The following is an 18,159-nucleotide window of genomic DNA, read 5'->3' on the forward strand; positions in this document are numbered from 1 at the left end:
GGGTCTCGCAAGGCATTATTCTTGCGAGAACTACGCCTCACATCTGAAGAACGGACGGGAAAAACCGCGGGTTTTCCGAGAATGCAAGAGGTTTGGCTTGACGGGCGGGCCGTCTCTGACTATAGAACCGCGACTTTCCAATAATGGCCTAGGAACGCGGCCTGGGCTCTGGGCCCGCTACCGCATTGTCCGGCGGCGATAAAGAGAATAGGTGTACCATGTCCCGTAGTTGCGAATTGACCGGCAAGGGCGTCCAGTCGGGCAACAATGTAAGCCACGCCAACAACAAGACCAAGCGCCGGTTCCTGCCGAACCTGTGCAACGTCACGCTGATTTCCGATGCTCTCGGCCAGCGCTACCGTCTGCGCGTTTCCGCTGCAGCTCTCCGCTCGGTTGAACACCGCGGCGGCCTCGACGCCTTCCTGCTGAAGTCGGACGAGAACGAGCTGAGCATGCGCGCTCGCCTGCTGCGCCGCCAGATCGTCAAGAAGGTTGCTGAAGCCGCCTAATCGGCGCCAGCGTCCTGTCTTTGACACGCGTTTAAAAGGCTTGCGGGTTCATCCAGCAAGCCTTTTTCTCGTGCGCACGTTTTTGCACTCGTCGGCCGGATGCTCGATCCGGCTCTCATCCCTCTAGCTGGTGGCATCTCCCAGGATAAAAAAATGCTGATCAACCGCACTTTCTTCGTCTATATCGCGCTGATGACCCTTGTGGTCGTGGCCTCGAACATCCTCGTACAGTACCCGCTGCCGGGCTCGATTGCCGGCATGCAGCTTGGCGATCTTCTCACCTGGGGCGCCTTCAGCTATCCCTTCGCTTTCCTGGTGACGGATCTCACCAACCGACAGTTCGGGCCGCGCATCGCGCGCCGCGTGGTGGTCGCAGGCTTCATCGTCGCCATCCTGCTCTCCTTCGTCGCCGCCACGCCGCGGATCGCGATCGCCTCAGGTTCGGCCTTCCTGTTCGGCCAGCTTCTCGACATCTCCGTGTTCAACCGCCTGCGCCGTCAGAGCTGGTGGCATGCGCCGCTCGCAGGTTCGCTGATCGGCTCGGCACTCGACACCGCGATGTTCTTCTCGTTCGCCTTTGCCCCGTTCTTCGTGTTCTTCGGACCGAACGACAGCTTCGCGCTGGAAACCGCGCCCCTTCTCGGCGTGCTCACGGCCGAAGCACCGCGCTGGATCTCCTGGGCGATCGGCGACTTGAGTGTCAAGATCCTCTGCGGCCTCGTCATGCTGCTGCCCTATGGCGCGCTGATGAGCGTCGTCAAGCCGATGCCGGCAGCGGAAGCCAAGGCATCCGCCTAAGCAAGGTCTACCGAAAAGGATCGAGCCGATGATTGCGGTCAAAACGACCGCAATCATCGGCTCTGTCGTTTCAGAGCTTGGATCACTCGCCCCTTGGGCGAAACAAGCATTGCCTACTGCGTCAGCGCGGTCGTGAGGCGGAACTCGAGCATCAGATTGCGCTCGAGGATGGAGTGGTTGTCGTCCGAAACGACGATGACACGAACTTCGCCGTCCGGCCGTACGACGACGTCGAGCCCTTCCATATTGTCGATCTGGTGGCGCATGTCGGCTTCGAAGATGACTTCGCCATCGACCACGGCGCCGGGCTTGATCGTGTCGCCGGCAATACGCCGGATCTGCATGCCGAGGCCCGAACCGAACGAGAAGCGCCGCTCCAGCAGCAGCAGGTCGCCGTTCGGCAGGAACGCGCCGTCGGTTACCGCATAGGGATCCTTGCGCACGATGGCAAACGCGCCGCGCTGCGGCCCGTCGAGAATGCCCGCGAGCAGATTATCCGCCTTATCGACGCTGCGCTCCGCAACGGCGATCGTCGCGCCAGCCAGGGGGCCGTCCTTTGGCGCCACTGCGATGGTCTCGATGCCGCCATTGTTGCGCAATTCCTTGATCGGGAACGGCAACGCCAGGCTTCCGATCGGCGTCGATGCAGCAAAGCCCGGGTTCGGGTAGATGTCGATGCGGTGTGCCTGCTCGTAGCTGACGACCACCTGCCCCGACCGCAGCGCCAATCCTTCCGAATCCACCTTCCACTTCGCCAGCCCGACGTCGCCGTTGCGGTCGGCCATCGGCGTGGCGGTAAGGTCCGTAAGACCGGAAAGCCGGCCGGCCGCATCACGGGTCACGGCGCCTTCGAGCCAGTGTCCGGTGTCCATGATCGCGATGAATGAAGTGCCATCCGGCCGAAAACGGATTGCCGACACGGCGCCGAACAGGGAATTCGCAGAGGTCATTTCCAGTCCGCCAACGAACTCCAGCGCGCCGAACCGGGTGGCGCTCGATCCAACCGCGAAACTGCTGATCTGACGACTGCGGATCGGCAGAGTTTCGCCGTTCGAGGCGGCCCATGCCGAGCCGGTCGACGCCAAAAGCAGGAGGGCTAGAAGTCCGCGACCGAGCATGGGGGAAATACCTTCAGGGGAAGAGCATCAGGAATGAAACGGAGTACGACGACGAGAGACACCTGCCACGGCGCACTGAGATCATCGCTGCAGCTTGGTAGACAGTAAAATTTTGTCCGTAAATTGACTTCGGCTCAAGGTCGGAACGGGCTGTCGCCGATTGGCGTTCGGAAGCGGCAAACACCACCTCCGAACGAAACAAATTATCCGGCGCGACGAAGACGCGAGGAACCGCGGCGCTGGCTTTCATCCTCGAAGAGCGCGGCCAACTGCTCGGTCATCGCACCGGCAAGCTCGTCGGCGTCGACAATGGTCACGGCACGACGGTAGTAGCGCGTCACGTCGTGACCGATACCGATCGCCAGAAGCTCGACAGGCGAGCGCGTTTCGATCTGCTCGATGACCGCGCGCAGATGCCGTTCCAGATAGTTTCCGGGATTGACCGACAGCGTCGAGTCGTCGACCGGCGCACCGTCGGAGATCATCATCAGGATGCGGCGCTGCTCGCGCCGTGCCATCAGTCGCTCGTGCGCCCACATCAGCGCCTCGCCGTCGATGTTTTCCTTGAGCAGGCCTTCGCGCATCATCAGGCCGAGATTGCGGCGCGCCCGGCGCCAGGGCGCATCGGCGGACTTGTAGATGATGTGGCGCAGATCGTTGAGCCGGCCCGGCGCCTGCGGCTTGCCGCCGGCGAGCCACTTTTCGCGCGACTGTCCGCCCTTCCACGCCTTGGTGGTGAAGCCGAGGATCTCGACCTTGACGCCGCAGCGTTCCAGCGTGCGCGCCAGGATGTCGGCGCAAGTGGCGGCAACGGTGATCGGGCGGCCACGCATCGAGCCGGAGTTGTCGATCAGCAGCGTCACTACCGTGTCGCGGAAGTTGGTGTCCTTCTCTCGCTTGAAGGAAAGCGGCTGCATCGGGTCGATGATGATGCGCTGCAGGCGCGCCGTGTCGAGGTAGCCCTCTTCGAGATCGAATTCCCAGGAGCGGTTCTGCTGCGCCATCAGGCGGCGCTGCAGGCGGTTGGCAAGGCGACCCACAGCACCCTGGAGATGGGAAAGCTGCTTGTCGAGGAAGGCGCGCAACCGGTCGAGCTCGGCCTCGTCGCACAGCTCTTCCGAAGCGATCGTCTCGTCGAATTCGCGAGTGAAGACGGCGTAGTCGACTTTCTCGTTGAAGTCGGCGAAGGGCTGGTTCGGTCGCTTGACCTCGCCGGGTGTCTCGCTGTCCTCGTCACCCTCGTCCTGGAGATCGTCGTCGGAGATCTCCGCGCCGTCCATCTCGCCTTCTTCCATCTGCTCTTCGGCAGCTTGGTTTTCATCGGCGGGTGCGGCATCGTCGCCGGCTTCCTCGTCGCTGGCGTTTTCGTCCTGCTCCTGGCTGCGCGGCTGATCTTCGTCGGTCTCGCTTTCCTGCTCGTCCGGCTCGACGTCGTCGTCGCCATACTTCTCGGCGACCTCCATCGAGGTCAGCATGTCGCGCACGACCCGGGCAAAGGCCTGCTGGTCGTTGATCGTCGACGACAGGTTCTGGATATCGCCGGCAGCCTTGCCCTCGATGAACTCGCGCCAGAGGTCGAGCACCTTGCCGGCGGAGGCCGGTGGCTTCTCGCCGGTCAACTTCTCGCGCACCAGCAGCGCCACGGCTTCGCCGAGCGGCGCGTCGGCCTGCCGCTCGATCGTGGCAAAATTCGCCTTGGCGTATTTCTCCTCGAGCATGACGTTCAGGTTCTTGGCGACACCCGCCATGCTGAGCGCGCCGATCGCCTCGACGCGCGCCTGCTCGACCGCATCGAAGATCACGCGGGCGTCGGCCCCTTGCGGCGACATCGTCGCGTGGATGCGCGCGTCGTGACAGGCCTTGCGCAGCGCCATGCTGTCACCCAGCCCGCGGGTGACGCTGAGTTCCTGCAGCGTCGGGCGCTTGGAAAGCTCCGGCAGACGAATGCGCTCGCCGGTCATGCCCGGCCGCTCGTTGGCGAAGGCGACTTCCACCTCGGCATCGCCCGCGATCGATCGGATGCAGCCGGAAAGCGCCCGCTTGAACGGTTCGGCAGCATTCTCGCGCGTGGTTGGCTTTGCCTTCGAGTTCGAGCTCACGAGAGTTCCTTCTTCAGCCAGATGCGGTGAAATCCCGGCGGGAAATCATCGAGTTTGCCATAAATGTCATAACCCAGCTTCTGATAGAAGCCGTCGGCCTGGAAACTGAATGTGTCGACATAGATGTAACGGGCACCGCGGCTTGCGGCGACCGCTTCGACACGCGCAACGAGCTCACGCCCGCTGCCCGACCCTCTCAGCGCCTCGTCTACCCAGAGCAGTTCGATGAAGCACCAGTTCCACGCCGTGTAGGCGACGATGCCGCCTACGATCTCGTCGCCGTCGTTACGCACCGAAATGGCGAAGCGCTTGTATTTGGCGCTTCCCGCCTTTTCGAGGTTGAAGGCCTTGAGGCCCTTGAAGACCGCGTTGGCGGTCTTCGTGACGCTCTTCTCCTCAACGAAGCGAAGCGCCTGTGCGCCCTCCGCCTCCGCCATGGCTCAGGCGGTGGCTTCCAACACGATGTTGGCAGCGCTTTCCTTGAGCTCGATCCCGAAGGCGCGCTGGTAGTGCTCGGCGACCAGCGCCCGCTCCAGTTCGTCGCACTTGTTGAGGAAGGTCACACGGAAGGCAAAGGCGATATCGCCGAAGATGTGGGCGTTCTCGGCCCAGGTGATGACCGTACGCGGGCTCATGACGGTCGAAAGATCGCCGTTGATGAAGGCGGCGCGCGTGAGGTCGGCAACACGCACCATCTTGGAGACGGTCTCGCGGCCCTTGTCGGCGGTGAAGCCCTTCACCTTGGCGGCGACGATGTCGACTTCCTTGTCATGCGCCAGGTAGTTCAGCGTCGTGACGATCGACCAACGGTCCATCTGCGCCTGGTTGATCTGCTGCGTGCCGTGGTAGAGGCCGGTGGTGTCGCCGAGGCCGATGGTGTTGGCGGTCGCAAACAGGCGGAAGGCCGGGTGCGGACGGATGACGCGGCTCTGGTCGAGCAGCGTCAGGCGGCCGGAGGATTCGAGAACCCGCTGGATCACGAACATGACGTCCGGACGGCCGGCATCGTATTCGTCGAAGACGAGTGCGACATTGTGCTGGTAGGCCCAGGGCAGGATGCCGTCCTTGAACTCGGTGACCTGCAGGCCGTCCTTGACGACGATCGCGTCCTTGCCGACGAGATCGATACGGCTGACATGGCTATCGAGGTTGACGCGCACGCAAGGCCAGTTGAGGCGGGCAGCGACCTGCTCGATATGGGTGGACTTACCGGTACCGTGATAGCCCGAGACCATCACGCGTCGGTTGTGGGCGAAGCCTGCGAGAATAGCGAGCGTGGTTTCGCGGTCGAAGAGGTAATCCGGGTCGAGGTCCGGCACATAGGCGTCGCCCTTCGAATAGGCAGGAACGCGCAAATCCGTATCAATGCCGAAAACCTCCCGGACCGAGATCGTCGTATCGGGAAGGTTGGAAATGTCGAGGTCAATCTTGCTCATCATGTCTCCAGAGCGGCCACCGGACGGCACCCGCGCATTCGCCTGCAAAAGTGCTTCTGTAATAATCCGCGTTGTTAGCAGAAACCAGCCTGTTTTAACAATTGGTAGGCTTGAATAACCGCGCGAAAACGCTCTTCGGATCCCCTATCTCCGCCATTGGCATCGGGGTGATGCTTCTTGACGAGATCCTTGTAGGCAGCCTTGATATCGGCAGCAGTGGCCGAGGCCCCGAGGCCGAGTGTTTCGAACGCCTTTGCCTCGAGCGTCTTCAACTTGCGCTGGCGCGGCTCCGGGCGACGGGCGCGCGCTTCGCTGACGAAGCCGAAGGGGTCGCGCATCCGGGCCTGGGCGCCGGCCGAGCCCGACCGCGTCTGCGACTGCGTCGGACCGTTCTTCGCATTCTTGTTGACGCCGACGGTCCAGGTCGGTCGGTGGCCGGTCACCGCTTCCTTCTGGTAGCGGGCGACCTCGCTGTCGGAAAGGCCGGAGAAGTAGTTGTAGCCCTTGTTGTACTCCTTCACATGCTCGAAGCAGAACATGAAGTACTGGCCCTCGGCATTGCGGCCGACGGGCGCTTTATGCACGCCCTTCTGATCGCAGCCGTCCCACTGACAAACGGGCGCAGCCGGCTCCGCCCGGGGCTCAACCTTGCGCCGGGTGCGAATGCGATCGAAGTATTTTGAATCGAGTCTCATGGTGCTCATTATGGGGCTTGGCTGGGGCCACAACAAGAATTGACAAAACGGAATGTTGCTGGCTTTGTGCGGGCATTTTGCGCCGCCAAGCCAGCGATTACCGGGTACTGCAGATCCGCGAGGGGGCGTCAAGCAACCAAGGAAATGGGACGGAAGAATGTCGCTCACGGACACGATCGAAAAGAAGCTGATCGAGGCCTTCCATCCTGAGAGATTGGCGGTCATCAACGAGAGCCACATGCACGCCGGTCATCAGCCGGGATTCGATGGCGGCGGCGAAACCCACCTGCGGGTGCGCATCGTTTCCAGCGCCTTTACCGGCATGAGCCGCGTCGCCCGTCACCGCGCCATCAATGATCTCCTGAAACCGGAACTCGATGCCGGCCTGCACGCCCTTGCCGTCGAGCCCGCGGCTCCCGGCGAAGCGACCCGCTGGTAGCAATCAAGACGTCGGAGCGGCACCGTCTTCCGCCGGGCGGATGCGCAGCTTGGTGATCCGGTTCTTCACCCTCTTCATCACGATGAAGCGCTTGCCGTGGAAGGTGAAGGCCTGACGCTCCTCCGGGATGCTCTTGGATTCGTGGATCACCAGACCGGCGACCGTCGTCGCTTCTTCGTCCGGCAGCGACCAGTCGAGCGCGCGATTGAGGTCGCGGATCGGCACCGAGCCGTCAACGACGATCGAACCATCCGCCTCCTGGCGCACACCCTGAATGTCGAGGTCGTGCTCGTCGGCAATATCGCCGACAATCTCCTCCAGGATGTCTTCGAGCGTCACCAGGCCCTGAACTTGGCCGTATTCGTCAACGACGATCGCCAGATGCAGCTTGCGGCGCAGGAAAGCGTTGAGCTGGTCCTTGAGGTTGGTCGTGTCCGGCACGAACCAGGGCTTCTGCGCGATCTTGACGATTTCGAGGTTTTCCGGCTCGACATTGGGCTCCGCGAGCGCCCGCAGGAGATCCTTGGAATGCACCACGCCGATGATGTTGTCGGTCGAACCGCGCCAGAGCGGCAGTCGCGTGAACGGGCTTTCGAGGATGTCGCGAACGCAGGTCTCCGGCGGCTCGTCGGCATTGATCGCCCGCATGGCGGTGCGGTGGATCATGATGTCGGAGACTTCGAGTTCGCCGAGATCGAGCACGCCGCCCAGCCGGTCGCGGTCGGCCTTGATCACCGAACCCTCTCGGTGCAAGAAGTCCACTGCGCCGCGCAGTTCCTCGTGCGCCGAAAGCATCGACATATCGGCGGCAAGATTGACGCCGAAGAGATTGAGCAGGCGCCGGACGATCCCGTTGACGACGCTGGAGACCGGGCCGACGATCGCGACGAAGGGCCGAACCAAGGGCGCGACAGCGAGCGCGAAGCGATCGGGCGAAGCAATGGCCCAGCTCTTCGGCAGAACTTCCGAGAAAATAACGAGCAGCACCGTCAGGGCCAGCGTCGCGATTGCCACGCCGGAGTCGCCGAAAAGGCCTATCAGCAGGCTCGTCGTCAACGACGAAGCAAGGATGTTGACGAGACTGTTGCCGATCAAGAGCGTACCGATCAGCCGGTCACGGCGTTCGATCAGCCGGTTGACGATGCCGGCACGCTCCTCGCCGTTGTTTTCGAGCGTGTGCATGCGCGAGCGCGAGGCTGCCGTCAGCGCCGTCTCAGAGCCCGAGAAGAACGCCGACAGCACGAGCAGGCAGAGGACCGAGAGGATCGACAGCCAGTATTCCGCCAGAAAAGCAATAAAGGCTTCGCCTGTCATTGCGGATGTTTTTCCCTCAGGAAGCTCAGGACCTCCGATGCCGGAACGTCATCGGCCACAAAGGATTGTCCGACGCCGTGCGTCAGAATGAAGGTGAGCTTGCCGCCCTTGACCTTCTTGTCCTGGGCGATCGCGTCCATCAGCCTCTCGGCCGGAGGCAAGGTGCCCGGGATTTCCGACATGCGGGTCGGCAGGCCCACCGTCTTCAGATGCGCCTCGACACGGGACGCATCGTCCGGGCTCGCAAGGTTCATGCGTGCCGAGAACTGATGCGCAAGCACCATGCCGATCGAAACGCCCTCGCCATGCACGAGCCGGGCGCTGTCATAGTCGGTCGCAGCTTCCAGCGCGTGGCCGAAGGTGTGGCCGAGATTGAGCAACGCCCGCAGACCGTTCTCGCGCTCGTCCGCCGCCACGACGTCGGCCTTGGCCTGGCAGCTGATCGCGATCGCCTCGATGCGCGCCGCGCCGCCGGCAAAGACCGCCTGCCAGTTCTTTTCGAGCCAGGCGAAGAAGTCCGGCTTGTCGATCAGCCCATACTTCGCGACCTCGGCATAACCGGCGCGAAACTCGCGTGGGCTCAGCGTGTCGAGCACGTCGGTATCGGCGAGCACCAGATCCGGCTGATGGAAAACGCCGATCAGGTTCTTGCCATGCGGGGAATTGATGCCGGTCTTGCCGCCGACGGAGGAATCGACCTGTGCCAAGAGCGAGGTCGGGATCTGAATGAAACGCGAGCCACGGCGCACGATGCCGGCGGCAAAGCCGGTAAGATCGCCGATCACGCCCCCGCCAAGCGCGATCACCGCATCGTTGCGCTCGATCCGGGCGCCGAGAACGGTTTCACAGACCGGGATCAGTTGCTCGAAGCTCTTGGTCTTCTCGCCGGCGGGAAGCACGAGCGACACGGCGTCGATGTCACGCGCCTTCAGGCTCGCCATCAGCGGCTCGAGGTAGCGCGGCGCTACGTTCTCGTCAGTGATCACGGCCATCTTGCGCCCCTTGAGGCGGGCCGCGATCTCCTGGCCGGCGGCGGCAATCAGCCCGGGACCGATCAGGATATCGTAGGAACGGTCGCCGAGGTCGACGCGGACCTTGCGTTCGGCAGCGGGCGCAACATGGCTATTCATGGTTCTTCTTGTCCTGGTATTCGATAACGGCGGTGAGAACGTCTTCCACCATCGTCTCTTTCTTCACATCGCGCGACAGCACCGTCAGGTCGGCTTCCGAATAGATCGGGTAGCGCGCGTTCATCAGGTTTTCGAGCGTCTGCTTGGGATTTTCGGTCTTCAGCAGCGGCCGGGTATCGCGCTTGTTAACCCGCTCCCAGAGCACGTCGAGCTCGGCATTGAGCCAGACCGTCAGGCCGCCCTTCCTGATCTGTCGGCGCGAGCGCTCGTTGATGTAGGCGCCGCCGCCAGTCGAGACCACACGCGGACCACTTCTCAGAAGCCGTTTCAGCACCCGCGTTTCCAGCGCGCGGAACTCCTCCTCGCCGTAACGGGCAAAGAGATCGCTGATCGTCATGCGCGAGACGCGTTCGATCTCGTGGTCGGAATCGACGAAGGGAATTCCGAGCGCCTGGGCGGCCAATCTTCCGATTGCCGACTTGCCGGCGCCCATGAGACCGATGAACACGAGATTGCGTTTACCGAGTACAAGCTTCGCCCGCTCGGCAAGCGTTGCGGAAACCGGTTCGATCACGTCGTTCATTGGACTTCTTGTTCCCCATTCCCTTTCGGTATCGACAAATCGGGGTGTAGCGTCAAGTCGTCGCGCGAGTCCGCTCACGGTTCTTGAACTCGGCCGAAGCGGCGTTCATATAGGTCTGGCACCCGCCTTCGTGCCGCGCATTCATCCGAACGCGCGATGACGATGGCCGTTTGAACGCCTGCATGCATAGCCTTTGGTCCGCTTCGACCGAACGCTTCATGCAGAGGAGATTGAAATGCCGACCCTGTTCCGGTTCCTGTTCTTTTGTGCCGTCGCCGCCGGATTAGTCTACGGCACGATGGTCTCTCTCGTCACCTTTGTCGAACCGGTTGAGCGCGACGTGACCGTGAAAATCCCGTCCGAGCGGGTGAACAAGCCCCAATGAGCGACCTCTCTGCCGCCCATGTCGAGGCCTTCCTCGAAATGATGAGTGCCGAGCGCGGCGCTGCGGTCAACACGCTGCAATCTTACGAGCGCGACCTGGAGGATGCTTCCTCGCACCTGCGCACGCTCGGAACCGGGCTGACGGCGGCAACCCCGGACGATCTTCGCACCTACCTCGCCCATCTCTCGGGCCAGGGCTTCAAGCCCTCCTCGCAGGCACGGCGCCTCTCCGCACTCCGGCAGTTCTACAAATTCCTCTACGCCGAGGGTATGCGCGGCGACGATCCGACCGGCATTCTCGACGCCCCGAAGAAGGGGCGCAGCCTGCCGAAGACGCTGAGCGTCGAGGACGTCTCGCGGCTGATCGGGCAGGCCGAGAGCGAGGCCGCATCAGGAGGTCCGGACCACCTTGCGAAGTTGCGCATGCATGCGCTGATTGAGCTTCTGTACGCGACCGGCATGCGCGTCAGCGAGCTGGTCTCCCTGCCGGCAAGCGTGCTGGCGCAGAACGGCCGCTTCCTCGTGATCCGCGGCAAGGGCAACAAGGACCGGCTCGTGCCGCTCTCGCAAGCGGCAATCCGGGCGATGCGGGCCTATGGCGAGGCGCTCGCCGAGGAAATGGCCAGGGAGGAAGCGGGCAACCGCGAGAGCCCGTGGCTCTTCCCCTCCTCCGGCAAGCAGGGCTTCCTGCCGCGCCAGGTTTTTGCGCGCGATCTGAAATCGCTCGCGGCACGCGCTGGCATAAGGGTCGCCACGATCTCGCCGCACGTGCTGCGGCACGCGTTCGCCAGCCACCTGCTCGCCAATGGCGCGGACCTTCGCGCCGTGCAGGAACTGCTCGGCCATTCGGACATTTCAACGACACAAATCTATACACATGTGCTGGAAGAACGGCTGCACAACCTCGTGCAAAACCATCACCCTCTTGCCAAACAGGCGAAAAAACAGGATTAGGACGGCCGGGCACGCTGGTTTCGGCCCGCTGGTCCTTGTCGCAAAATGATCGGAAACGCATCTCATGCACAACTATCTCGATTTCGAAAAGCCCATCTCCGACCTCGAAGGCAAGATTCTCGAACTGAAGAAGCTCGCCGGCGAAGACGAGAGCGTGAACACTTCGGATGAGATCGAACGCCTGGAGACGCGCGTCCGCGACGCGATGATCGAGATCTATTCCAAGCTGACGCCCTGGCAGAAGACCCAGGTCGCCCGTCACCCCTCGCGCCCGCACTTCCTGGATTACGCCGCCGAGCTCTTCACCGAGTTCACACCGCTTGCCGGCGACCGCAACTATGCCAACGACGATGCCATCCAAGCCGGCCTTGCGCGTTTCCGCGGCATGCCGGTCGCCGTTCTCGGCCAGGAGAAGGGCAACGACACGAAGTCGCGTATCAAGCACAATTTCGGCAGCCCCCGTCCTGAAGGCTACCGCAAGGCGATCCGCGTCATGGAAATGGCCGATCGCTTCGGCCTGCCCCTGATCACGCTGGTCGATACCGCCGGTGCCTATCCGGGCGTCGGCGCAGAAGAACGCGGCCAGGCGGAAGCCATCGCCCGCTCCACCGAGATGTGCCTCAATGTTCGCGTACCGATCGTCACCGTCGTCATCGGCGAAGGCGGCTCCGGCGGCGCCATCGCGATCGCTACCGGCAACCGCGTCTACATGCTGGAGCATGCGATCTACAGCGTCATCTCGCCGGAAGGCGCTGCCTCGATCCTGTGGCGCGATTCCACCCGCGCCAAGGAAGCCGCCAGCAACATGAAGATCACCTCCGAGGACCTGAAGGCACTCGGCGTCATCGACGGCATCATTCAGGAGCCGGTCGGCGGCGCACACCGCGACCCGAACGCGGTCATCGGCCGCACCGGAACCGTGATCGCCGACGCGTTGAAGGAATTGTCCGGACGCAATGGCGACCAGTTGCGCACGGATCGCCGACAGAAGTACCTCAATATCGGCCGCAACCTCTAAGCTGGACCGGGATGCGGGCGGAAATCCCACGCCCTCTATCCGATCTGGTCCTGGTGGTTCGCGATTGCGCAAGCGGATTTCGCAACTGCAAAGCGGAGTATGGCCAAATCTTGGCCATATTCATGAGGTCATGAACAGCGCATCGGCAGGGCCACCCTGCAGGGTTAAGAATTCGTGAAGTATAATCGCTTAGTGATTCTCTAAAGAGCCCACCCTCGCGGACCTGGGCTTTCCTGCATAATTCCTTAAATCGGCATCGATTTAAGGGCAAAATTATGCAGCTATCTAAAGAGTCACAGCGTCCTTGGCGCGTCAAAGACGCGCGGCGCTGTAGTCGAGTTGGGTTTAAACGGGCCTCTGCTGATGCGTTTCAGAAACCTTGTAGCCTCCGCCGCCATTGTCGCCGCGCTTGCCGGCTGCACCAATGAAACGCTGGACACGACGACATCGGTCGACCTCAGGTCCGTCAAGAACAAAACCGAGTACCAGGTCTCCGGACCCATGGTCAAAAAGATGACCGAACTCGGGATACAGAAGCAGGCCCCGATCGCGCTGCGCATCTTCAAGGAAGAAGGCACGCTCGAGGTCTGGAAGGCCAATACGGCCAACCGCTTCCAGCTTCTGAAAAGCTATAAGATTTGCGCCTGGTCCGGGAAGCTCGGGCCCAAGGTGAAGGAAGGCGACCGCCAGGCGCCGGAAGGCTTCTACCCGCTCTTCCCGCACCAGATGAACCCCAACTCGAACTACTATCTGGCGATCAACACCGGCTATCCCAACACCTACGACAAGGCGAACGGCCGTCAGGGAACGCACCTGATGATCCACGGCGCCTGCTCGTCGTCGGGCTGCTACTCGATGACCGACGAGCAGATGATCGAGATCTTCGCGCTCGCCCGGGATTCCTTCAAGGGCGGCCAGGAAAGCGTTCAGCTCCAAGCCTTCCCATTCCGCATGACCGCGGAAAACATGGCGCGCCATCGCAACAACCCGAACATCAAGTTCTGGAATATGCTGAAGGTCGGCTACGACCAGTTCGAGATCACCAAGCGTCCGCCCGAAGTGAACGTCTGCGAGAAGAAGTACGTCTTCAACCAGCAGGCCTCCGGCCCGTTCAATCCGAGCGGCCAGTGCCCGGCCATGTCGACTCCGCCGGCGCTGCAAGTGGCGATGGCAGGCTTCGAGAAGACCTACCGGACCGACTACGACAAGGCCATGAAGAAGTATGACGGCATGGTCTGGTACGAGCCGAGCGAAGCCGAGCGCAAGGCGATCGTCGCCAAGCAGCGCGTCGGCCGCGAGCTCGCCTATGCGCCAACCGGCAACTCCTTCGACGCCGGCAAGCTGATGAAGGCCAGCGACCTCGAGAAGAAGCTCGCCGACCAGAAGGAAGCGGAAGAGACCAAGCAGGCCGTCGAGATCCAGAAGAAGGAACTCGAAAAGGCGACCGATGGCGGCAAGCACGTCCCGGTTCCGGCCGCCAACCCCGTACCGCAGCCGGTGATGCAGGCGGCCGTCGAGCAGCCGGCGAAGAAATCCTTCTGGAGCCTGTTCTCGAAGAGCGAGCCGGAGGCAGAAGCACCCGCTCAGGCGGTTCAGACACCCGAACAGCAGGCAGCCGTCGCACCGCAGGCGCAGGAACCGGCGAAGACGACCAAGCAGGCACGCACGACGGCGCCAGCTGCGACCGAGCAGCAGACGGCCGCCGTTGCAACGGCACCTGCCCCCGAGGCGGTGGCGGAAACACCTGTGCTCACCGAAGAGCCGCCGAAGAAGCGCCCCTTCTGGAAAATCTGGGGCAATTGATGCCGGGCGAGACCAAGATCGTCTACGACCTCAGGGGGCTTAAATGCCCCCTTCCCGTTTTGAAGACGCGTAAGCGCATGTCCTCACTAGCCCCGGGCGCATTGCTGGAGATCGAGACGACCGATCCTCTGGCGGTGATCGATATCCCGCACTTCTGCAACGAGGACGGCCACACGCTCGAAGAGTCCGCTGCTGCCGACGGCGGCCACCGGTTTCTGATCCGCAAGGGCGCCTGAGACGCCGCGACGGGCCGCGGCATCACAATGCTATCTGAATGATGATTAAAACCGCATGCCGGGAACGGCGAGCGGATTGTCGGAAAGCGCCTGCGCGTCCGGCCGGTCGATGCGCGGCGTGCCGGTAAAGGCGTCGAACAGGTCGCGGACAAAGTCTTCCGTCAATCCCTTGGTGATCAGCACCATGCGGGTGCGCCGGTCGTTCGGGTCCGGCCATGCCGCCAGACGCTCCGGCGTGTGAAAGACATTCTGCACGCCATGCAACACCAGCGGCCGGTCCGGTCTGTCGGCCACCGCTACGATTGCCTTCATCCTCAGCAGCTTCTCGCCATGCGCCGAACGCAGGAGGTCGATGAACATATCGAGTGCCATCGGCTCGATCGGCCGGTCGTGCACGATGCTGAACGAGCGGATGTCGCCGCCATGCCGGTTCACATCATGATGATGATCGTGGTCATGGTGGTGATCATGATCGTGATGGTGGTCACCATGATCGTGGTGATGATGGTTGTGGTCGTGATGGGCTTCATCCTGCAGCCAGCGGCCGACATCGGCGATCTTCGAGGATGGATCATAAAGGCCGCAGGCGAAAAGCGCTGAGCGTCCCGCCTCCTCGCTGTCGCCATCGATGAGCGGCGCACGCGGATTGAGCGCCCGGATCCGTGCCGTCAGCTCGTCGCGCTGGGCTGCATCGGCAAGACCGGTCTTGCTGACGACGATGCGGTCGGCGACCGCGATCTGCTTCAGGGCTTCCTCGTGATTGGCGATCGTCTGCAGGCCGTTGACGGCATCGACGACCGTGACGACGCCATCCAGCCGGAAGCTCTGCGCGATAATGGGATTGCCGATCACCGATTGCAGCACCGGCGCGGGGTCGGCAAGGCCGGTTGTTTCGATGACGATGCGCTTCAGCGGCTTGATCTTGCCCGTCTGCATCCGGTCCATGAGATCGGCAAGCGTGTCGACCAGTTCGCCGCGCACCGTGCAGCAGAGGCAGCCGTCGGAAAGCTCGATAACCCCGTCGCTGGAGGCCTCCACCAGCAGGTGGTCGATCGAGACGTCGCCGAATTCGTTGATGATGACGGCCGTGTCCGAGAGATCGGGATCCTTCAGCAACCGGTTGAGCAACGTTGTCTTGCCCGCACCGAGAAAGCCGGTGAGGATGGAGACCGGCACCGCCGGCAAGGGACTAGCCATCATGAACTCCGATCAGAAGGTCGGCCGCGGCACGGGGATCGGCACATTGGCGGCGTCGCCCTGGCCAGCCTGATCGGCGACGACTTTCGGCGCCTTCTCACCGCTGCCGGCGATAAGGCCGGCGAAGGCGAGATTCAGCGGCCGGTTGATTTCGTGGATATAGGGCGAGAGCAGCTTCTGGCGGCCGCCCTCGTCGCGGCCTTCGCTGCGGACCTTGGCCGCCGCCTTCGAGCAGATCTGTTTGCTGACATCGGCCACCATGTCGCGCGTCTCGCCATAGGGCGGGATCTGCACGAGGGAAGGTTTGCCATTGCCGCTCGTCGTCAGCGCCATCTGCATGAGCCGCGCAGATTCGTCGGCACGCGCGCCGAGGCTATCCTCGCCGAGTACGACCGAGACGACGCTACGCCCGTCACGGGTGGCAGACGAAACCTGGTTGAAACCGGAGGCGCAGATGAAGCCGGTCTTCATGCCATCGGCGCCTTCGAAGCGTCCGATCAGCATGTTGTAGTTCGGATAGTTCTTCTTGCCGGTGGTGAAGCCTTCCAGCGAGAAATAGGAGGCATACTGCGGGAACTCGCGCTTGAGCGTAATCGCCAGCACCGCAAGGTCGCGCGCCGTCGTATACTGGCCCGGACCCGGCAGACCGTTGGGATTGATGAAGTTGGACGAGGTCATGCCGATGCGGCGCGCCTCGGCGTTCATCCGCTCGATGAAGGCGGGCTCCGAACCGCCGACCGTCTCGGCGATCGCGACTGCGACGTCGTTCGCGGACTTGACCAGCATCATCTTCAGCGCGCTGTCGAGCGTCATCGCCTGCCCGGGCTTGTAGAACATCTTGCTCGGCGGCTCGGAGGCCGCATTCTTGGTCATGATGACCGGGCTCTCGAGCGTGAGCTGCCCCGACTTGATGGCGCGGAAGGCCGTATAGGCCGTCATCAGCTTGGTCAGCGAAGCCGGATACCATTTCTGGAAGATGTCCTGGTGCTCGTAGACCTTCAGCGAATTGACGTCGACGACGAGCCGCGGATTGGCCGCAGCCGGCAGCGCTGCAAGAAGCGTCGCGCAGGTTGCCACCGTCACTCCCAGCGCCTTCATCTTGCCACGCATGAAAAATCCTGCTGTCACCACAATAGAACCTCGAAATTCCGCTGTTGCCTCGTCTCGTCCGGCTATTTAGCCTATATGGCGAGGAGATGGCAAAGCCCATTCACGGGCACCCCTGCCAATCCACCGCAGATACACAGTGATCGAACAGACCGACAGGACGAACCGATGCCGATACTCAACCGTGCCGCCGAGCTCCAGAACGAAGTCGCCGAATGGCGGCGCCATCTGCACAGGAACCCGGAACTCCTGTTCGCGGTTGAAAATACGGCATCCTTCGTCGAAAAGAAACTCAAGGAGTTCGGCGTTGACGAAGTCGTGACGGGGCTCGGCCGCACCGGCGTCGTCGGCCTGATCCGCGGCAATCTCGGCTCGGGCCGCACCATCGGCCTGCGCGCCGACATGGATGCGCTGCCGATTACCGAGACGAGCGGCAAGCCCTGGGCTTCGCAAACGTCTGGCAAGATGCATGCCTGCGGTCACGACGGCCACACGGCGATGCTTCTCGGCGCGGCCAAATATCTCGCCGAGACCCGCAACTTCGCCGGCAGTGTCGCGGTCATCTTCCAGCCGGCCGAAGAAGGCGGCGGCGGCGGTAACGAGATGGTCAAGGACGGCATGATGGAGCGTTTTGCCATCGAGGAAGTCTATGGCATGCACAACATGCCGGGCATGCCCATTGGCCACTTCGGCAGCCGTGTCGGCCCCATCATGGCTTCGACCGACGAGTTCACCATCACCATCAAGGGCCGCGGCGGCCATGCGGCCCAGCCGCATAAGACGATCGACCCGATCATCGTCGGCACCCAGATTGTCACCGCTCTGCAGACGATCGCCTCGCGCACGGTCGATCCCCTCGCCTCCGTCGTCGTCTCCGTCACCAAGTTCAATGCGGGCTTCGCCCACAACGTCATCCCGGAAGAAGCCGTGCTCGGCGGCACGGTGCGCACTCTCGTGCCCGAGGTACGCGATATCGGCGAGGGCCGCATCCGGACGATCGCCGAAGGAGTGGCGGCCCTATACGGCGCGACGGTCAACGTCGCCTACAATCGCAACTATCCGGTGACCGTGAACCATGCGGAAGAGACCGGCTACGCTTTGAGGGCCGCGGCCGAGATCGCGGGGACAAGCAACGTCAAGCCGTCGCTCGACCCGATGATGGGCGGAGAGGATTTCTCCTACATGCTGATTGCCCGTCCCGGCGCCTTCGTGTTCATGGGCAACGGCGACACCGCCGGGCTGCATCACCCGGCTTACGATTTCAATGACGAGGCGATCCCGCACGGCATCTCCTACTGGGTGAAGCTCGCGGAAACGCGACTTGCCGCCTGAGGCATCG

19 protein-coding genes are annotated in these 18,159 nt (G+C 62.6%); 9 read left to right on the plus strand and 10 right to left on the minus strand.

The annotated features are described in order from the left end of the window. Positions 1 to 218: 218 nt before the first annotated feature. Both rpmB and IB265_RS22785 read left to right on the plus strand, forming a co-directional pair. Entirely contained in the window at positions 219 to 509 is a 291-nt protein-coding gene (rpmB, locus tag IB265_RS22780; RefSeq protein WP_034806568.1) for a 50S ribosomal protein L28, read from the plus strand. A gap of 153 nt (positions 510 to 662) precedes the next feature. After that, complete coding sequence (locus IB265_RS22785; protein WP_057254752.1) at positions 663 to 1,307, plus strand: queuosine precursor transporter; 645 nt, start codon at positions 663 to 665, stop codon at positions 1,305 to 1,307. Positions 1,308 to 1,420: 113 nt separating this feature from the next. On the opposite strand, the gene IB265_RS22790 is transcribed toward IB265_RS22785, so the two are convergent. The 5 genes from IB265_RS22790 to IB265_RS22810 all read right to left on the minus strand — a co-directional run bounded on the left by IB265_RS22790 (position 1,421) and on the right by IB265_RS22810 (position 6,664). Beyond that, the gene (locus tag IB265_RS22790; protein ID WP_192495182.1) at positions 1,421 to 2,425 is read right to left on the minus strand and encodes an esterase-like activity of phytase family protein; all 1,005 of its coding nucleotides are present in this window, start codon (positions 2,423 to 2,425) and stop codon (positions 1,421 to 1,423) included. A 203-nt stretch (positions 2,426 to 2,628) separates the two neighbouring features. After that, complete coding sequence (gene cobT / locus IB265_RS22795; RefSeq protein ID WP_113513193.1) at positions 2,629 to 4,524, minus strand: cobaltochelatase subunit CobT; 1,896 nt, start codon at positions 4,522 to 4,524, stop codon at positions 2,629 to 2,631. After that, the gene (locus IB265_RS22800) at positions 4,521 to 4,961 is read right to left on the minus strand and encodes a GNAT family N-acetyltransferase (RefSeq protein ID WP_192495183.1); all 441 of its coding nucleotides are present in this window, start codon (positions 4,959 to 4,961) and stop codon (positions 4,521 to 4,523) included. Before IB265_RS22800 ends, cobT begins: the two co-directional genes overlap by 4 nt. A gap of 3 nt (positions 4,962 to 4,964) precedes the next feature. Then, the gene (gene cobS / locus IB265_RS22805; RefSeq protein WP_058321093.1) at positions 4,965 to 5,960 is read right to left on the minus strand and encodes a cobaltochelatase subunit CobS; all 996 of its coding nucleotides are present in this window, start codon (positions 5,958 to 5,960) and stop codon (positions 4,965 to 4,967) included. 74 nt (positions 5,961 to 6,034) lie between these two features. Continuing rightward, positions 6,035 to 6,664, minus strand: coding sequence for a J domain-containing protein (locus IB265_RS22810; protein WP_057254748.1), 630 nt, complete (start codon positions 6,662 to 6,664; stop codon positions 6,035 to 6,037). A 148-nt stretch (positions 6,665 to 6,812) separates the two neighbouring features. On the opposite strand from IB265_RS22810, the gene IB265_RS22815 reads away from it, so the two are divergent. Further along, a complete protein-coding gene (locus IB265_RS22815) occupies positions 6,813 to 7,094 on the plus strand; it encodes a BolA family transcriptional regulator (protein ID WP_057254747.1) in 282 nt (93 codons plus the stop codon). A gap of 3 nt (positions 7,095 to 7,097) precedes the next feature. On the opposite strand, the gene IB265_RS22820 is transcribed toward IB265_RS22815, so the two are convergent. From IB265_RS22820 to IB265_RS22830, 3 genes are read right to left on the minus strand one after another with little or no spacing between them, the layout of a single operon-like run. Continuing rightward, positions 7,098 to 8,408 carry an HlyC/CorC family transporter gene (locus IB265_RS22820; RefSeq protein WP_192495184.1) on the minus strand — a complete coding sequence of 437 codons (1,311 nt, stop codon included), beginning with the start codon at positions 8,406 to 8,408 and terminating at the stop codon, positions 7,098 to 7,100. Beyond that, positions 8,405 to 9,538, minus strand: a complete 1,134-nt coding sequence (aroB, locus tag IB265_RS22825) for a 3-dehydroquinate synthase (RefSeq protein WP_192495185.1) — start codon at positions 9,536 to 9,538, stop codon at positions 8,405 to 8,407. Before aroB ends, IB265_RS22820 begins: the two co-directional genes overlap by 4 nt. Continuing rightward, positions 9,531 to 10,121: a shikimate kinase gene (locus IB265_RS22830; protein ID WP_192495186.1), complete on the minus strand. Its 591-nt coding sequence runs from the start codon at positions 10,119 to 10,121 to the stop codon at positions 9,531 to 9,533. Before IB265_RS22830 ends, aroB begins: the two co-directional genes overlap by 8 nt. Before the next feature lie 235 nt (positions 10,122 to 10,356). Between IB265_RS22830 and IB265_RS22835 the strand changes: the two genes are divergently transcribed. The 5 genes from IB265_RS22835 (at position 10,357) to IB265_RS22855 (ending at position 14,516) form a co-directional block, all read left to right on the plus strand. Then, a complete protein-coding gene (locus IB265_RS22835; RefSeq protein WP_093233937.1) occupies positions 10,357 to 10,506 on the plus strand; it encodes a hypothetical protein in 150 nt (49 codons plus the stop codon). Beyond that, a complete protein-coding gene (xerD, locus tag IB265_RS22840) occupies positions 10,503 to 11,459 on the plus strand; it encodes a site-specific tyrosine recombinase XerD (RefSeq protein WP_057254743.1) in 957 nt (318 codons plus the stop codon). Before IB265_RS22835 ends, xerD begins: the two co-directional genes overlap by 4 nt. 64 nt (positions 11,460 to 11,523) lie before the next feature. After that, positions 11,524 to 12,477: an acetyl-CoA carboxylase carboxyltransferase subunit alpha gene (locus IB265_RS22845; protein ID WP_057254742.1), complete on the plus strand. Its 954-nt coding sequence runs from the start codon at positions 11,524 to 11,526 to the stop codon at positions 12,475 to 12,477. Between the two features lie 363 nt (positions 12,478 to 12,840). After that, the gene (locus IB265_RS22850; RefSeq protein ID WP_192495187.1) at positions 12,841 to 14,280 is read left to right on the plus strand and encodes a murein L,D-transpeptidase family protein; all 1,440 of its coding nucleotides are present in this window, start codon (positions 12,841 to 12,843) and stop codon (positions 14,278 to 14,280) included. Next, complete coding sequence (locus IB265_RS22855) at positions 14,280 to 14,516, plus strand: sulfurtransferase TusA family protein (protein ID WP_058325865.1); 237 nt, start codon at positions 14,280 to 14,282, stop codon at positions 14,514 to 14,516. Before IB265_RS22850 ends, IB265_RS22855 begins: the two co-directional genes overlap by 1 nt. 45 nt (positions 14,517 to 14,561) lie before the next feature. On the opposite strand, the gene IB265_RS22860 is transcribed toward IB265_RS22855, so the two are convergent. Both IB265_RS22860 and IB265_RS22865 read right to left on the minus strand, forming a co-directional pair. Continuing rightward, positions 14,562 to 15,713 (minus strand): GTP-binding protein, encoded by a 1,152-nt coding sequence (locus IB265_RS22860; RefSeq protein WP_192495188.1) that lies wholly within the window; start codon positions 15,711 to 15,713, stop codon positions 14,562 to 14,564. Between the two features lie 12 nt (positions 15,714 to 15,725). Beyond that, entirely contained in the window at positions 15,726 to 16,823 is a 1,098-nt protein-coding gene (locus IB265_RS22865) for a D-alanyl-D-alanine carboxypeptidase family protein (RefSeq protein ID WP_113399022.1), read from the minus strand. Between the two features lie 165 nt (positions 16,824 to 16,988). On the opposite strand from IB265_RS22865, the gene IB265_RS22870 reads away from it, so the two are divergent. Next, complete coding sequence (locus tag IB265_RS22870) at positions 16,989 to 18,152, plus strand: M20 aminoacylase family protein (protein WP_192495189.1); 1,164 nt, start codon at positions 16,989 to 16,991, stop codon at positions 18,150 to 18,152. The last annotated feature ends 7 nt before the right edge of the window (positions 18,153 to 18,159 follow it).

Source organism: Ensifer sp. ENS10 (assembly GCF_014852025.1).
Classification (GTDB): Bacteria; Pseudomonadota; Alphaproteobacteria; order Rhizobiales; family Rhizobiaceae; genus Ensifer.

Coding starts and splice junctions, on each gene's coding strand:
- IB265_RS22835 (WP_093233937.1), top strand. CDS start 10,357: ATGCCGACCCTGTTCCGGTTCCTGTTCTTTTGTGCCGTCGCCGCCGGA.
- IB265_RS22830 (WP_192495186.1), bottom strand. CDS start 10,121: ATGAACGACGTGATCGAACCGGTTTCCGCAACGCTTGCCGAGCGGGCG.
- IB265_RS22815 (WP_057254747.1), top strand. CDS start 6,813: ATGTCGCTCACGGACACGATCGAAAAGAAGCTGATCGAGGCCTTCCAT.
- IB265_RS22810 (WP_057254748.1), bottom strand. CDS start 6,664: ATGAGCACCATGAGACTCGATTCAAAATACTTCGATCGCATTCGCACC.
- cobS (WP_058321093.1), bottom strand. CDS start 5,960: ATGAGCAAGATTGACCTCGACATTTCCAACCTTCCCGATACGACGATC.
- IB265_RS22785 (WP_057254752.1), top strand. CDS start 663: ATGCTGATCAACCGCACTTTCTTCGTCTATATCGCGCTGATGACCCTT.
- IB265_RS22845 (WP_057254742.1), top strand. CDS start 11,524: ATGCACAACTATCTCGATTTCGAAAAGCCCATCTCCGACCTCGAAGGC.
- xerD (WP_057254743.1), top strand. CDS start 10,503: ATGAGCGACCTCTCTGCCGCCCATGTCGAGGCCTTCCTCGAAATGATG.
- IB265_RS22850 (WP_192495187.1), top strand. CDS start 12,841: ATGCGTTTCAGAAACCTTGTAGCCTCCGCCGCCATTGTCGCCGCGCTT.
- rpmB (WP_034806568.1), top strand. CDS start 219: ATGTCCCGTAGTTGCGAATTGACCGGCAAGGGCGTCCAGTCGGGCAAC.
- IB265_RS22790 (WP_192495182.1), bottom strand. CDS start 2,425: ATGCTCGGTCGCGGACTTCTAGCCCTCCTGCTTTTGGCGTCGACCGGC.
- IB265_RS22800 (WP_192495183.1), bottom strand. CDS start 4,961: ATGGCGGAGGCGGAGGGCGCACAGGCGCTTCGCTTCGTTGAGGAGAAG.
- IB265_RS22865 (WP_113399022.1), bottom strand. CDS start 16,823: ATGCGTGGCAAGATGAAGGCGCTGGGAGTGACGGTGGCAACCTGCGCG.
- aroB (WP_192495185.1), bottom strand. CDS start 9,538: ATGAATAGCCATGTTGCGCCCGCTGCCGAACGCAAGGTCCGCGTCGAC.
- IB265_RS22820 (WP_192495184.1), bottom strand. CDS start 8,408: ATGACAGGCGAAGCCTTTATTGCTTTTCTGGCGGAATACTGGCTGTCG.
- IB265_RS22870 (WP_192495189.1), top strand. CDS start 16,989: ATGCCGATACTCAACCGTGCCGCCGAGCTCCAGAACGAAGTCGCCGAA.
- IB265_RS22855 (WP_058325865.1), top strand. CDS start 14,280: ATGCCGGGCGAGACCAAGATCGTCTACGACCTCAGGGGGCTTAAATGC.
- IB265_RS22860 (WP_192495188.1), bottom strand. CDS start 15,713: ATGGCTAGTCCCTTGCCGGCGGTGCCGGTCTCCATCCTCACCGGCTTT.